Origin of the sequence: Aquimarina algiphila (genome assembly GCF_007489275.1) — a bacterium.
In the GTDB taxonomy this organism is placed as follows: domain Bacteria; phylum Bacteroidota; class Bacteroidia; order Flavobacteriales; family Flavobacteriaceae; genus Aquimarina; species Aquimarina algiphila.
The window spans coordinates 25,354-39,872 of sequence record NZ_VLNR01000014.1 but is presented as its reverse complement, the minus strand read 5'-3'; the positions used below and the strand labels follow the sequence as shown (position 1 = coordinate 39,872).

General features: G+C 33.7%; 16 protein-coding genes. 14 read left to right on the top strand and 2 right to left on the bottom strand.

Features of this window, described 5'->3' with window-relative positions; all coding sequences use genetic code 11:
- Window positions 1–4: 4 nt before the first annotated feature.
- Window positions 5–1,051: a thiamine-phosphate kinase gene (gene thiL / locus FOF46_RS08800; RefSeq protein ID WP_109436294.1), complete on the bottom strand. Its 1,047-nt coding sequence runs from the start codon at window positions 1,049–1,051 to the stop codon at window positions 5–7.
- A gap of 171 nt (window positions 1,052–1,222) precedes the next feature.
- On the opposite strand from thiL, the gene FOF46_RS08795 reads away from it, so the two are divergent.
- The 5 genes from FOF46_RS08795 to sufD are packed head-to-tail and all read left to right on the top strand — an operon-like array spanning window position 1,223 to window position 5,587.
- The gene (locus FOF46_RS08795; protein ID WP_109436293.1) at window positions 1,223–1,552 is read left to right on the top strand and encodes a HesB/IscA family protein; all 330 of its coding nucleotides are present in this window, start codon (window positions 1,223–1,225) and stop codon (window positions 1,550–1,552) included.
- Window positions 1,553–1,599: 47 nt separating this feature from the next.
- A complete protein-coding gene (gene sufB / locus FOF46_RS08790; protein ID WP_109436292.1) occupies window positions 1,600–3,045 on the top strand; it encodes a Fe-S cluster assembly protein SufB in 1,446 nt (481 codons plus the stop codon).
- Window positions 3,046–3,070: 25 nt separating this feature from the next.
- Window positions 3,071–3,475, top strand: a complete 405-nt coding sequence (locus FOF46_RS08785; protein ID WP_109436291.1) for a hypothetical protein — start codon at window positions 3,071–3,073, stop codon at window positions 3,473–3,475.
- A 41-nt stretch (window positions 3,476–3,516) separates the two neighbouring features.
- On the top strand, window positions 3,517–4,269 hold the full coding sequence (gene sufC / locus FOF46_RS08780) for a Fe-S cluster assembly ATPase SufC (protein ID WP_109436465.1): 753 nt from the start codon (window positions 3,517–3,519) through the stop codon (window positions 4,267–4,269).
- A 4-nt stretch (window positions 4,270–4,273) separates the two neighbouring features.
- Entirely contained in the window at window positions 4,274–5,587 is a 1,314-nt protein-coding gene (gene sufD, locus FOF46_RS08775; protein ID WP_109436464.1) for a Fe-S cluster assembly protein SufD, read from the top strand.
- A 67-nt stretch (window positions 5,588–5,654) separates the two neighbouring features.
- On the opposite strand, the gene FOF46_RS08770 is transcribed toward sufD, so the two are convergent.
- Window positions 5,655–7,007, bottom strand: coding sequence for a serine hydrolase domain-containing protein (locus tag FOF46_RS08770; protein ID WP_143916187.1), 1,353 nt, complete (start codon window positions 7,005–7,007; stop codon window positions 5,655–5,657).
- Window positions 7,008–7,103: 96 nt separating this feature from the next.
- Between FOF46_RS08770 and FOF46_RS08765 the strand changes: the two genes are divergently transcribed.
- The 9 genes from FOF46_RS08765 to FOF46_RS08725 all read left to right on the top strand — a co-directional run bounded on the left by FOF46_RS08765 (window position 7,104) and on the right by FOF46_RS08725 (window position 14,510).
- Complete coding sequence (locus FOF46_RS08765) at window positions 7,104–8,318, top strand: aminotransferase class V-fold PLP-dependent enzyme (RefSeq protein WP_109436290.1); 1,215 nt, start codon at window positions 7,104–7,106, stop codon at window positions 8,316–8,318.
- Between the two features lie 119 nt (window positions 8,319–8,437).
- The gene (locus FOF46_RS08760; RefSeq protein WP_143916186.1) at window positions 8,438–9,556 is read left to right on the top strand and encodes a hypothetical protein; all 1,119 of its coding nucleotides are present in this window, start codon (window positions 8,438–8,440) and stop codon (window positions 9,554–9,556) included.
- Window positions 9,557–9,752: 196 nt separating this feature from the next.
- Window positions 9,753–10,766: a zinc metalloprotease gene (locus tag FOF46_RS08755; RefSeq protein WP_333925017.1), complete on the top strand. Its 1,014-nt coding sequence runs from the start codon at window positions 9,753–9,755 to the stop codon at window positions 10,764–10,766.
- Window positions 10,767–10,806: 40 nt separating this feature from the next.
- Window positions 10,807–11,520, top strand: a complete 714-nt coding sequence (locus FOF46_RS08750; protein WP_143916185.1) for a DUF4377 domain-containing protein — start codon at window positions 10,807–10,809, stop codon at window positions 11,518–11,520.
- 39 nt (window positions 11,521–11,559) lie between these two features.
- Window positions 11,560–11,982 (top strand): SufE family protein, encoded by a 423-nt coding sequence (locus tag FOF46_RS08745; RefSeq protein WP_109436288.1) that lies wholly within the window; start codon window positions 11,560–11,562, stop codon window positions 11,980–11,982.
- Between the two features lie 50 nt (window positions 11,983–12,032).
- Entirely contained in the window at window positions 12,033–12,359 is a 327-nt protein-coding gene (locus tag FOF46_RS08740) for an SUF system Fe-S cluster assembly protein (RefSeq protein ID WP_109436460.1), read from the top strand.
- A gap of 32 nt (window positions 12,360–12,391) precedes the next feature.
- Window positions 12,392–12,829 (top strand): PaaI family thioesterase, encoded by a 438-nt coding sequence (locus FOF46_RS08735; RefSeq protein ID WP_109436287.1) that lies wholly within the window; start codon window positions 12,392–12,394, stop codon window positions 12,827–12,829.
- 28 nt (window positions 12,830–12,857) lie between these two features.
- Complete coding sequence (locus FOF46_RS08730) at window positions 12,858–13,367, top strand: DUF2480 family protein (protein WP_143916184.1); 510 nt, start codon at window positions 12,858–12,860, stop codon at window positions 13,365–13,367.
- A 189-nt stretch (window positions 13,368–13,556) separates the two neighbouring features.
- The gene (locus tag FOF46_RS08725) at window positions 13,557–14,510 is read left to right on the top strand and encodes a DUF3078 domain-containing protein (protein WP_143916183.1); all 954 of its coding nucleotides are present in this window, start codon (window positions 13,557–13,559) and stop codon (window positions 14,508–14,510) included.
- Window positions 14,511–14,519: the final 9 nt, after the last annotated feature.

Genomic DNA, 14,519 nt, shown 5'->3' with positions numbered 1-14,519 from the left:
TATGCTATCCTTCTATCGGATTCCATCCCTGAGCTTTTATTTCTATTTTTTCATTAGCTCTGGTTACTAATCCTATTCCACTTTTTTCATCTGTTATGTGACCAATAACTGTAAGACTAGGGTTTGCTTTAATTTTGGGGAAATCTTGTTGTTTTATCGTAAAAAGCAATTCATAATCTTCTCCTCCATTTAATGCCACTGTCGTGCTATTTAGTTGAAATTCCTCACATGTAGAAATTACCGTAGGGTCTAATGGTATTTTTTCCTCATAGAGATTTACTCCAACCTTAGACTGTGTGCATAAATGTATAACTTCAGACGATAGTCCATCGCTTATATCAATCATACTGGTTGGTTTTACATCCAATGCGCTAAGAAGTTCTGAAATATCTTTACGTGCTTCTGGTTTAAGTTGTCTCTCGATGAGATATGTATATTGATCCAGATCTGGTTGCGAATTAGGATTAACTTCATATACTTTTTTCTCTCTTTCCAATACTTGAAGTCCCAAATATGCAGCTCCTAAATCACCTGTAACTACTAAAAGATCATTTTCCTGAGCTCCACTACGATACACCAATTCTTTTTCTTCAGCATATCCAACTGCTGTAATACTAATTAACAACCCTGTTGTCGACGAAGTCGTATCTCCTCCAACCACATCAATATTATAAATTTTTGCAGCGGTTTCAATTCCCGCATATAATTCTTCTAAAGCTTCCAAAGGAAATCTATTAGAAACTGCAATAGAAACCGTAATCTGAGTTGCAACTGCATTCATCGCGTACACATCAGAAAGATTTACAACTACAGCTTTATACCCTAAATGTTTTAAAGGAACATATGATAAATCAAAATGTACTCCTTCAATTAATAAATCTGTCGTTAAAACACATTTTTTATTATCAAAATCCAAAACCGCAGCATCATCGCCAATACCAAGAGAGGTTGTTTTTTGCTTAATCGTAAAGTTCTTGGTCAGGTGGTTAATAAGTCCAAATTCTCCTAATTCAGATAACTGCGTCCTTGATGTATTTTTATCTTCAATCATTTTGCAAAGATAATCTATCGCTATTAATTGGCATTATTTTCAAGTATCATAATCTTCTACTATAGCTTTTACTTATTGTAATATTGTTAGATAAATGTTAGGTTTCGTGTATAAAATCTACTTAAGTAGTATATTTGCATTCAATTTAGAATTAATCTATTATACAGTAATATGATCAAAGTATCTGATATAGCAAAAAATAAGGTCATCGAATTGATGAATGATGATGGATATGATGCTTCGACCGATTATGTTCGCGTAGGTGTAAAAAGCGGCGGGTGTTCTGGATTATCTTATGATTTAAAATTTGATAAAAGCCAGGAAGAAGGAGATAAAGTTTTTGAAGACAACAATATAAAAATCATTGTTGATAAAAAAAGTTTCCTTTACCTTATCGGAACAACTCTAGAATATTCTGGAGGCCTTAATGGTACCGGTTTTGTATTTAACAACCCCAATGCCAGTAGAACCTGCGGTTGCGGAGAAAGTTTTTCATTATAGTTTTTAAACTTTAAAACAAGATCCTGAATAAACTCAGGACACAAAAGATGGCGTATACTGAAGACGACTTAAAAAAAGAATTAGAAACCAAAGAATATGAGTATGGATTCTACACTGATATAGAATCTGATACTTTTCCTGTGGGTCTTAATGAAGATATAGTTCGTGCAATCTCTAAGAAAAAAGAAGAGCCCGAATGGATGACCGAATGGCGACTTGAAGCTTTTCGTGTATGGGAGAAAATGGAAGAGCCCGAATGGGCAAATGTTAGATATGAAAAACCAGATTTTCAAAGTATTTCATATTATTCTGCTCCAAATAAAAAACCAAAATACAATAGTATTGATGAAGTAGATCCAGAGTTATTAGAGACCTTTAAAAAACTTGGTATTTCTTTAGATGAACAAAAGAAACTTGCCGGCGTTGCTGTAGATATTGTAATGGATTCGGTATCTGTTGCAACTACTTTTAAAGAAACTCTTGCCGAGAAAGGAATTATATTCTGCTCTATTTCTGAAGCTATACAAGAACATCCAGAATTAGTTAAAAAATATATTGGTTCTGTAGTTCCTCAAAAAGATAATTTTTACGCTGCCCTAAACTCTGCTGTTTTTAGTGATGGTTCTTTCTGTTATATCCCAAAGGGAGTTCGTTGTCCTATGGAGTTATCGACCTATTTCAGAATTAATCAAGCAGGAACGGGTCAGTTTGAACGCACCCTTGTTGTTGCAGATCAAGGGAGTTATGTAAGTTATCTGGAAGGCTGTACAGCTCCATCTCGTGATGAAAATCAGTTACACGCTGCCGTAGTAGAATTAATCGCATTAGATGATGCAGAAATAAAATATTCTACCGTGCAGAATTGGTATCCTGGTAATGCAGATGGAAAAGGAGGAGTTTATAATTTTGTAACCAAAAGAGGGATTTGTGAAACTAATGCAAAAATCTCCTGGACACAAGTTGAAACAGGATCTGCAGTAACCTGGAAATATCCTTCTTGTGTATTAAAAGGAAATAATTCTGTTGGAGAATTTTATTCTATAGCAGTAACAAACAATTATCAACAAGCAGATACTGGTACAAAAATGATTCATCTTGGTAAAAACACCAAAAGTACTATCATTTCTAAAGGTATTTCTGCAGGAAAATCGCAAAATAGTTATCGAGGACTAGTGCAAATTAATAGCAGAGCGACCAATGCACGTAATTTTTCACAATGTGATTCATTATTGATGGGCAATGAATGTGGCGCACATACGTTTCCTTATATAGAAGCAAAAAATAAAACTGCTCAAATAGAACATGAAGCTACTACTAGTAAGATAGGTGAAGATCAAATTTTTTACTGCAATCAACGAGGAATTGATACTGAGAAAGCAATCGCTTTAATAGTTAATGGTTTTAGTAAAGAGGTATTGAATAAATTACCTATGGAATTTGCTGTAGAGGCTCAAAAACTTCTGGAAATTTCTCTAGAGGGTTCTGTAGGATAATTGTGAAACCATCAAATCTGCATTAATGAAAAAATTATTTATTCTATTTACTCTAAGCCTTGCCCTTTTTTCTTGTAAATCTAAAAATGAAGAACCTACTTTAATACGAGGTGAGTTTATTCTTATTGATGATGCTGCCGTCATTATGGGTAATGGCTTTATTTATGGTGTAATAATTAATGATATTACACATGAACTGGCCAAAAAAGTCGCTCCACTACAAAGAGAAGAATATGATATGGTTCCTGTAGTGATTAAAGGACTTATAAAACCTAATGAAGGAAATGGATTAGAAGAATGGAAAGAGATAGTAGAAATAACTGAAATCATAGGAGTAAGTGCACCAACCTCTGAGTTGCCAACGAAGATTAAGTCTTCTCCGCAAGACCACACTTCTTCCTCTGAAGCAGATCAAGAAAAAGAAAATTAAATAAATTGCCAAAAGCACCTAAATATTCAAATTAAGAGATGATGCTGAAAATTAAAGATTTACACGCAAGTGTCGAAGGAAAAGAAATTTTAAAAGGTCTTAACCTGGATGTAAAAGCAGGAGAGATACATGCTATTATGGGACCTAATGGTGCGGGAAAAAGTACCTTGGCTAATATCGTTGCAGGGAAAGAAGAATATGAAGTTACCGGAGGAGAAATCCTTCTAGAAGGAGAGGATATAGATGAATTAGCAGCAGAAGAACGAGCACATAATGGTGTTTTTCTATCTTTTCAATACCCTGTAGAAATCCCTGGAGTTACCGTTACTAATTTCATGAAAACCGCTATTAATGAAACTAGAAAAGCACAAGGACTGGAAGAAATGCCAGCAAAAGATATGCTTAAAAAAATTCGGGAAAAATCTGAATTATTAGAGATCGACCGTAAGTTTTTATCCCGTTCACTTAATGAAGGGTTCTCTGGTGGAGAAAAAAAGAGAAATGAGATCTTTCAAATGGCTATGATGGAACCTAAGTTAGCTATCCTTGACGAAACAGATTCTGGACTTGATATCGATGCATTGCGTATCGTAGCAAATGGAGTTAACAAACTAAAAAGCCCAGAGAATGCTATTGTTGTTATTACACACTATCAACGTTTACTAGACTATATCGTTCCTGATTTTGTTCATGTATTATATGATGGAAAAATCGTAAAATCTGGCACCAAAGAATTAGCTCTGGAATTAGAAGAAAAAGGATACGACTGGATTAAGGAAGAAATAAATGCATAAGGCTATGGAGTTAAAAGAAAAATTAGTGTCTTCCTTTTTAGCTTTTGAAAACACAGTAGATGTAGATGCTCCTATACATGATATTAGAAGCCAGGCTATCAAAGTTTTTGAAGAAAAAGGGTTTCCTACCAAAAAAGAGGAAGCTTGGAAATACACTTCGTTAAATTCTATTTTAAAACATGATTATAGTATTTTTCCAAAGGAAGAAAATGCCTTAGATTTTAAGGATATAAAAAAGTACTTTATTCACGATATAGATACCTACAAGATTGTATTTATAGATGGCAAATATTCTTCTCATTTGTCAGAAACTACTCATGAAAAAATTGATGTATGTTTGATGTCTTCGGCATTAACACATGAGAAATATAAGCCTATTGTTGACAATTACTTCAACAAAATAGCTCGCCAAGATGGACTTACTTCTTTAAACACTGCATTTTCAAGAGAAGGGGCTTATATCTACATCCCTAAAAACAAATTAGCAGACAAACCTATACAGATTATACATTTCTCTACAGGAAAAGAATCTGCACAAATGCTACAACCACGTAATCTTATTATTGTTGAAGAAAACTCTCATGTACAGATTATTGAGCGTCATCAAAGCTTAACAGATAATCCAGTACTTACAAATTCTGTGACCGAGATTTTTGTAGATAAAAGAGCTGTGGTTGATTATTATAAAATCCAGAATGATAATCAAAATGCATCTTTAATCGACAATACCTATATCGATCAGCAATCACAAAGTCTTGCGTCGGTGCATACTTTTGCTTTTGGAGGAAATATAACAAGGAATAACCTTAATTTCTATCAAAAAGGAGAAGGTATTGATTCTGTACTTAATGGTATAACTATTGTTGAGGGTAAACAACATGTAGATCATAATACATTGGTTCATCATACCCAACCTAATTGTGAGAGTCATCAAGATTATAAAGGTATTTTTGACGAAAAAGCCACAGGTGTTTTTAATGGAAAAATTATTGTAAACAAAGAGGCTCAAAAAACAAATGCTTTTCAATCTAACAATAATATCTTGTTAAGCGATAAAGCTACAATCAACTCTAAGCCTCAATTAGAAATTTTTGCAGATGATGTAAAATGTTCTCATGGATGTACTATCGGTCAGTTAGACGATAATGCATTGTTTTATATGAGATCTAGAGGTATCGGAGAAAAAGAAGCAAAAGCCTTACTCATGTATGCTTTTGCAAATAATGTTTTAGAAAGTGTAAAAATACCTCAGCTCAAAAGTAGAATCAACAAGCTAATTGCCAATAAATTAAACGTTAATATCGGTTTTGATTTGTAAACTGAATGTTTTGATATAAAAAAAGGCCAAATCGATTTAGATTTGGCTTTTTTTATTTTGTATTGTTTTATTCTATCGCATTTACCATATTCTTTAAAAAGGTATTAAAATCTACTCCGGCATCTCCAATAAGTCCAAATCGTACAATTACCAAATCTTTAGAAGGAATAATAAATACACGTTGTCCTTGGTATCCATTAGCAGAAAACATATCCCTGGGTGCATCTGGATAAAATCCACCAGCATTTAACCAAAAATGACCTCCATAATCCCCTTCGGATGTTGGACTTGGAGTAGTCACATACTCGACCCAGGATGGATCAAAAATCTTAGTTCCATTCCAGTTTCCCCTATGAAGGTACAATAATCCAAACTTAGCCCAATCCCTTATTGTTGCCCAAGCATAAGAAGACGCTACAAAATTACCCGTCATATCCGTTTCTATAAGCATAGAATGCATTCCTATTTTATCAATAAACTCACGATAAGGGAAATCCAGATATTCTTGATGTGTATTAAACTGTTTCCTAAGAATTCCTGATAATAAATTAGAAGTTCCAGAGGAATAATACCAATTTTCATTAGGTTTATGTATAGCCTTTTTATGAATTTGGGGTGTCGTCATATCTCTCTCCAAGTATAACATTTTTGTAATATCAGAAATAGAACCATAATCCTCATCCCATTCGAGACCGCTATTCATCTGTAACAAATTGTTTATCGTGATCTCTTTTCTTTCGTCATTTTGCCACTCAGATACAGGAGCTTTGTCATTGATGTTTATTTTACCTTGTGTTTGTAAAACTCCATACATTGTACTAAGCACACTTTTGGTCATAGACCAGCCTAATACCATTGAGTTTTTATCAAAACCATCAATATAACGTTCAGCAATGATTTGATCTTTATAAAGTACAAGAACTGCCCTTGTTTTTTTTATATTTTCTCCATTCGTATCAAAAATCGAGGCAGCTGTTTGTCTTACCTTCTCATAGTCTATATTTTCAAATATCGTATCTTTTTGTGGTAAGTTTCCGTAAGGATATTCCAGATTCGTTTTTACAATAGTTCTATTCGGAGTTAAAAATGGTTTATTTTCATCAAATTCATCATCAATTAAAATGCTCCCCAACCCTTCTCGATAAATTGCCTTTCGTTCTTTAAACCCATATACATTCGCTATAGTATACTTATTATCGATATCTACTTCATCAGTCGCCAATCTTACATTAGGAACATCATGATCTGTTTTATCTGTGTATTCAAGACTTCTATGTCCAATAAAAATAGATGAACTCATATTTTTTGCAGAAAATCCAGAAATGATTTCAAGTTTTGGGTAATTCAGAATAACTACACCACAAATCCCTACAAATACAATAAGAAATACTATCCTAATAATTTTTTTAAATCGCTTCATATATAAAAGGGTTAAATCCATCTAAAAATAAACAATCCTACCTAGAAAACGCATATATAATAATTGGTATTAGTATTTTTGCAGAAACAAATTGCTATGCTAGATGTACAAAAGATACGACAAGATTTTCCAATACTTTCCAGACAGGTAAACGGGAAACCTTTGGTGTATTTTGATAACGCTGCCACCTCTCAAACACCACAAGTGGTCATCGATGCTATTGTTGATTATTATAGCAACTATAACGCTAATATTCACCGTGGAGTTCATACTTTATCTCAGGAGGCTACTGATGCCTATGAGATTGCTCGTAAAAAAGTACAGAAACATTTTAATGCAAAACATGCTCATGAGATTATTCTAACCTCAGGAACAACACATAGCATTAATATTGTAGCTACTGGTTTTTCTAATCTTCTTTCTAAAGGAGATGAAATTATCGTATCTGCTTTAGAACACCACTCCAATATTGTACCCTGGCAAATGCTTTGCGAACGAACCGGTGCTGTTCTTAAAGTAATTCCTATGAATGAAGAAGGGGAATTGGTGATGGACGCATACAATCAGTTGATTACTGATAAGACTAAACTTGTTTTTACCAATCATATTTCTAATGCTTTAGGGACAATAAACCCTATTGAAGAAATCATTAAAAAAGCTCATGATGTTGGTGCTGCTGTGTTGATCGATGGGGCACAATCCTGTCCTCATATCAAACCAGATGTTCTAGCGCTGGATGTAGATTTTTATGTTGCTTCTGCTCATAAACTTTGTGGACCAACCGGTGTAGGTTTATTATATGGAAAAGAAGAGTGGCTCAACAAGCTCCCTCCTTATCAAGGAGGCGGTGAGATGATAGACCAGGTGACCTTCGAGAAGACTACATACGCAGGACTTCCTCATAAATTTGAAGCTGGAACTCCAAATATCTGTGGCGGAATTGCATTTGGTGTAGCACTAGATTATATGAATAGTATTGGGTTTGAAAATATTGCAGCCTATGAAGAAGAATTATTGCACTACGGAACTCAAAAATTATTAGAAATCCAAGGATTAAAAATCTATGGAACATCCAAAAATAAAACATCTGTAATCTCTTTTAATCTAGAAAATATTCATCCTTATGATGTTGGTTCTATAGTTGACAAATTAGGAATTGCTGTTCGTACAGGACATCACTGTGCGCAACCTATTATGGATTTTTACAAAATCCCAGGAACAATAAGAGCCTCATTTTCATTCTATAACACCAAAGAAGAAATTGATGCTCTTGTAGAAGCTATCAAGAAAGCCCAAATAATGCTTTCTTAAAAACAGCCTTGTTTAAAAATATAGAGGGTCTTGGGAATCAAATGTTATCTCGTTAAAAAAACAATAAACTATAGCTGTACTACGTTTTAAATTCTATAATTTAACCTACCCCAATGCCTATGAAACCTAATTTTCTTTTTCTAAAATACTGTGTGTTTTTATTTTCAATAGTTCTTTTAGCCTCATGTAGTAGTGATGATTCTACAGAGACAGTAACTATTATTAACCCTCTTGATAATCCTTTTGATGGAATTCCTGCAGGAAACCCAAACGGAAATTTTCCTATCCCAGCTGAAGCATCCTTAGAAGATGTCTCTAATCCCACTACTATAGTTGGTGACGGTACTCCCGAAAGCTGTACAGGTCAGGTTTTTATTGATGCTGTGACCAAAGGAGGAAAAATCGTTTTTAATTGTGGCCCTGATCCTGTGACTATAACATTAAATCAACCTGCTAAAGTGTTTAACAATACAAGTCAAGAGATTGTTATTGATGGAGGAGGCTTAATTACTCTAAGTGGGAATAATCAGACTAGAATTCTATACATGAATACGTGTGATCAAAATCAGGTATGGACTACAGATCACTGTCAAAATCAGGATCATCCCAGACTTACGGTTCAGAACATCACATTTGCCAATGGAAATTCTACCAATGAAACAGAATATGATGGAGGAGGTGCTATCTGGGTTCGTGGAGGGCGTTTTAAAGCTGTAAACTGTAGGTTCTTTAATAACACTTGTGCTTCTGTTGGACCAGATGTAGGAGGAGGAGCAATTAGAGTCTTTAGCCAATATAATAACCTACCTGTATTTATTGTTAACAGTACTTTTGGCGGAAAAGAAGGTTTTGGAAACTCTGGATCAAATGGCGGTGCAATTAGTAGTATTGGCGTCTCATGGACTATCATCAATAGTCTTTTTTCTCATAATTCTGCTATTGGGAATGGAGGAAACCCTAGCCAATCCGGAACTCCCGGAGGAGGAAGTGGAGGAGCAATATACAATGATGGAAATACCATGACTCTCACGCTTCTTGGTTCTCATATAGAGGCAAATCAAGTTAATGATTTTGGTGCCGCTATATTTTTTGTTTCCAATGATCATTCTGGTAATGTTATCATCAATGAATCTACTATTCAAAATAATATTGGAGGTTCTTGGTATCCCTCTTATCCAGGAATTTCTGCACACGCAGATACCGATATAAGTGTTACAAATTCTACTATTACAGAATAAGAACACTATTCCTATACAATCTATTTACCAAAAAAGGCAACATTAAAGAATATTGCCTTTATAATTTAACATTTTTGAATTACCATACTGTTAAACACCTATAATTTTTGTTAAAGATTAAAACAAACTATGTTTTTTTCTCGTTTTATGAGTAAATTGATGTAATGCCTTATAGTATTCTGATAAACAAATAATTATGATGCATAAAGTTCAAAATATAGTAGTTCTAATGATGCTTTTTATTCTTTTTGAGAGTTGTATAAATTCTAAGAAAGAAAACAAAGAAGAAGATCATCAAGAAGAAATAGAAACTCCTGATCAAACTCAAAATGAAACCATTACGAGATGCAGTACAATGGAGGTACTCGAGAAACATATGGTTAGAACTCCTGGGTTACGATCTAAAATGGAAGCTATTGAAAAACAATGCGAAGCCTTTATTAAACTTCGAAAGACAGGTCGAGTCAACGTTACTGATACAATAGCTATACCAGCTATAGTTCATGTTATTTATAATACAGAAGATGAAAATATAAGCGAAGAACAGATTCGCTCTCAAATCGATGTACTTAACAAGGATTTTACCAAAACCAATACCGATATATCGCAAGTACCAGAAGAATTTGCAGAAATAGCCTCTACAGTTAATATTCATTTTTCATTAGATAGTATTATAAGAGTCTCTTCAACAAGGCCTTCATGGGGTACCGATGATCAAATGAAATTTTCTTCAAATGGTGGTTCTGATGTAATCACTCCAGAAACACATCTTAATATATGGGTCTGTGCTATTGGAGGAGGTATATTGGGATATGCACAATTCCCCGGGGATAGTGCATCAACCGATGGTATTGTAATTTCGCCACAATTTTTTGGAACTAAAGGGTTTGTTTCACCTCCTTTTGACCAGGGAAGAACAACAACTCATGAAGTAGGACACTGGCTTAATTTAAGGCATATCTGGGGAGACGGAAACTGTACTCAAGATGACTTTGTTGAAGATACTCCTGCATCCGATGGCCCAAATTTTGGATGTCCGGTATATCCATCTGTCCGTTGTAACTCAAATGATATCACTATGAATTATATGGACTATACAGATGATGCGTGTATGTATATGTTTACAGAAGGTCAAAAAGATAGAATGAGAGCCGTTTTTGCAGAAGGAGGACCAAGAGAAAGTTTTGTAAAACCCTCTGTTGTTAATTAAATATCCAATTTGGTATTTTTAAATAAAAAAAAGAATTTATATGAGTAAGTTCATGTTCTTTTTGAGCACCTTTTTTTTGTTTTCTTCATGCCAGGAAACGAAACGGGTATATATTGGCAGTACTTTGGTTGACTGTATAGGGGTAGCACCTCAAAAATGCATGTTATATAAAGAAAGTCTTGCCGATGAGTGGACTTATTTTTATGATGCTATTGATGGTTTTAAATATGAAGAAGGATATGATTATGAAATCGAAGTAAAAGTATCTAAAATAGAAAAACCTCCTGTCGATGGTTCTTCATTACAGTATACTTTTGTTAAAATGATATCAAAAGAAAAAAATCCAACTATAGCCCATAACGTACCGGTAAAAACTATACCAAATCAAGATATTATCATTACAAACATTGAATATCAAGCACACTCAAGAGGTTCATTTTTTCAAGTCAAAATTAATAAAGATCGCATTGAGAAAACTTCAGATAGAACCTTAAAAAATAGTGCTTCAAAAAATTGCTCAAAAGAAGATTGGAATACTATTCTTTCCCTTTTGGAAACTATAAATATCGATCAGATTAATACGTTAAGCCCACCAACGGAAAAACGATTTGTAGATGGTGCACTACAAGCTCAACTAAAGATTATCTCTTCAACCAGGGCATATACTTCTAATAGCTTTGATCATGGCAGTCCTCCCAAAGAAATACAACAATTAGTTAATACTATACTATCATTGGCAGAAAGTATTGAATAGCAACAATTCTTGTCGTACTTTTGTTGAAAATTTGCAAGAATGACGATACAAGAAATTCAGGAAGAGATTGTGGATGAGTTCGGTATGTTTGAGGACTGGATGCAACGATATGAATACATGATCGAGCTGGGAAAATCACTTCCTCTTATTGAGGAAAAATACAAAACCGAAAATAATATCATTAAAGGATGTCAAAGTAAAGTATGGGTACATGCCGAAATGAAAGATGATAAAGTCGAATTCACTGCTGATAGTGATGCTATCATAACCAAAGGTATTATCGCCATACTAATTCGTGTTTTTTCTGGTCAGCATCCCTCTGCTATTATTAATGCAGATACAGATTTTATTGACGAAATTGGCTTAAAAGAACATTTGTCGCCAACACGAGCAAACGGTTTGGTAAGTATGATTAAGCAATTAAAAATGTATGCTATTGCATATCAAACACAACTAAATTAATCCTTTTTTGTCAGGCTTAGCCTGTCGAAGTCGACTAAAAAATAATGAAAATGAGCGAAATCACTATAGATACTAATGAACTAGGAGAAAAAATTGTAAGAGTACTAAAAACAATTTATGATCCAGAAATTCCTGTTGACATATATGAATTAGGACTAATTTATGATGTCTTTGTTAATGAAGATCATGATGTAAAAATCCTCATGACGCTTACATCTCCCAACTGTCCGGTTGCAGAATCTCTTCCTCAGGAAATACAGGAGAAAGTAAAATCTCTAGATGCGGTCAATGATGTAGAAATGGAATTAACTTTTGATCCACCGTGGTCTCAAGATCTTATGAGTGAAGAAGCAAAATTAGAATTAGGAATGCTTTGATTTGATTTTACGTAACTTTCTAAAATAGGAAAATGAGTCCTGAACATTATAATAAATTAGAAAGAATGTATCTACAAGCTAATATTAACACCGAATTGTATGATACTACCAAAGTCAAAATTTCTGAAGAAATAGCTCAAATTGAACTAGAAATTTCAGAACAATACTTCCATGCTCTGGGAGCTATACATGGGTCTGTCTATTTTAAATTACTTGATGATGCTGCTTTTTTTGCTGTAAATTCGATTGTAACAGATGTTTTTGTTCTTACGACTTCGTTTAACATTAATTTGGTGAGACCTGTCAACAAAGGAATTATTACAGCTATAGGAAAAGTAAAATTTAAGTCTAGAGGTCTATTTGTTGCAGAATCTATATTATACAATGAAGATGGAAAAGAAATTGCATTTGGAACTGGAAATTTTGCAAAAAGCAAAATAGAATTATCAGAAAAAATAGGATATCAATAGCCCTATAAAAGAACAAAAAAATAATGCGATGGCTGAAGAGATTGTAAATAGAGTTGCCAATAACAAAAACCTAATCACCTTTGATTTAGAAGATTACTATCCTGAAGGTAATCGAATACTTTTTGATATTAAAGATTGGCTTTTTGAAGGTCTACTTTTAAGAGAAAAAGAGTTTAGAAAACATATTGCAGAACATGATTGGAGTCAATACCAAAATACTTATGTTGCACTCTCATGTTCTACAGATGCAATTATACCTGGTTGGGCTTATCTGCTTTTGACCAGTGCTGTACTACCTTTTGCAAAAAAAGTTGTTGTTGGGTCTTTAGAGAATCTTGAAACCATACTTTATAATGAAATTATAAATACTCTTGATTTTTCAGAATATCAAGATAAGCTTCTTATCATAAAAGGCTGTGCCAATAAACCTGTTCCTCAAGGCGCATATATTTCTTTAATTCAAAAATTACAGCCTATTGCTAAAAGTATAATGTACGGAGAAGCATGTTCATCTGTCCCTCTATACAAAAGGAAATAAGCCTTTTTGTCTGTTAATTTTGTCTTTTATCGAAAAGTACTGGTAAGATATCTTCAACTCATGGCAAAAATCGTTACTTAAAATATATTTGCCAACATAAATTTTTATCCAGATTATTTATCTTGGTTAAGTTACCCCTCTTAACTAAAGTGATCATCTGATCAAAAATCTTAAAACTATCTATATCAAATGAAAAAAACATTTTTAACAGTCGTGCTATGTATTAGTGCTACAATGCTATTTGCACAAGAAGAAGAAAAAAAAGACGATGCTCCAAAAGAAGGTTGGACCAGAGGCGGAAACATTAGCTTTTTATTTAATCAATCTGCTTTTAATGCAGAATGGCTTGGAGGAGGTACCTCTAACATTGCAGGAAATTTATCGCTGTCCTATGATTTTAATTATCGTAAAGGAGACCTAACCTGGGACAATAAGGTTCTTGCAGATTATGGTTTAACAAAAATTAAAGACCAGGAATTTACCCGTAAAACCAATGATCGATTCGAATTTAACTCTTTGGTAGGTAAACAAATTAAAGAATCATTATGGTATTACTCTTTTTTCTTAAACTTTAGAACACAATTTGCTCCTGGATATGTATTTGGAGAAGAACCTGTACTGGATGCAACTACCGGAGATGTTATTGGTACAAGAGAAACCAGAACAGAAACAACACATATTTTCTCTCCTGCTTATTTACAATTAGGTCCTGGTATGTTATGGAAAAAAAGTGACAACCTAAAGGTAAATATCGCTCCTGCAACAGCTAGATTCATTTTTGTTGATGGCGATTTTACTGATGTAGGGAATGATCAAGCAGCAATTGATGCATTTAATGACGCCGGAGGATTTTTTGGAGTTGACGCCAATGACTCTTTTCGTTTTGAGTTTGGAGCTGCACTTAATGGGTATGCTAAATTTGAAATTATGAAAAATGTATCAATGGAGAATATTTTAAATCTATATTCTAATTACCTTGAAGATCCACAAAATGTTGATATTGATTATACTGCAAATATTGTAATGACGATCAACAAGTATTTGTCAACAAACTTAACTTTTCAAGCCATCTATGATGATAATGCCATTGGAGCATTTCAGATTAGAGAGGTATTCGGGTTAGGTGTAAATTACGGTTTCTAAAAGAGAAAA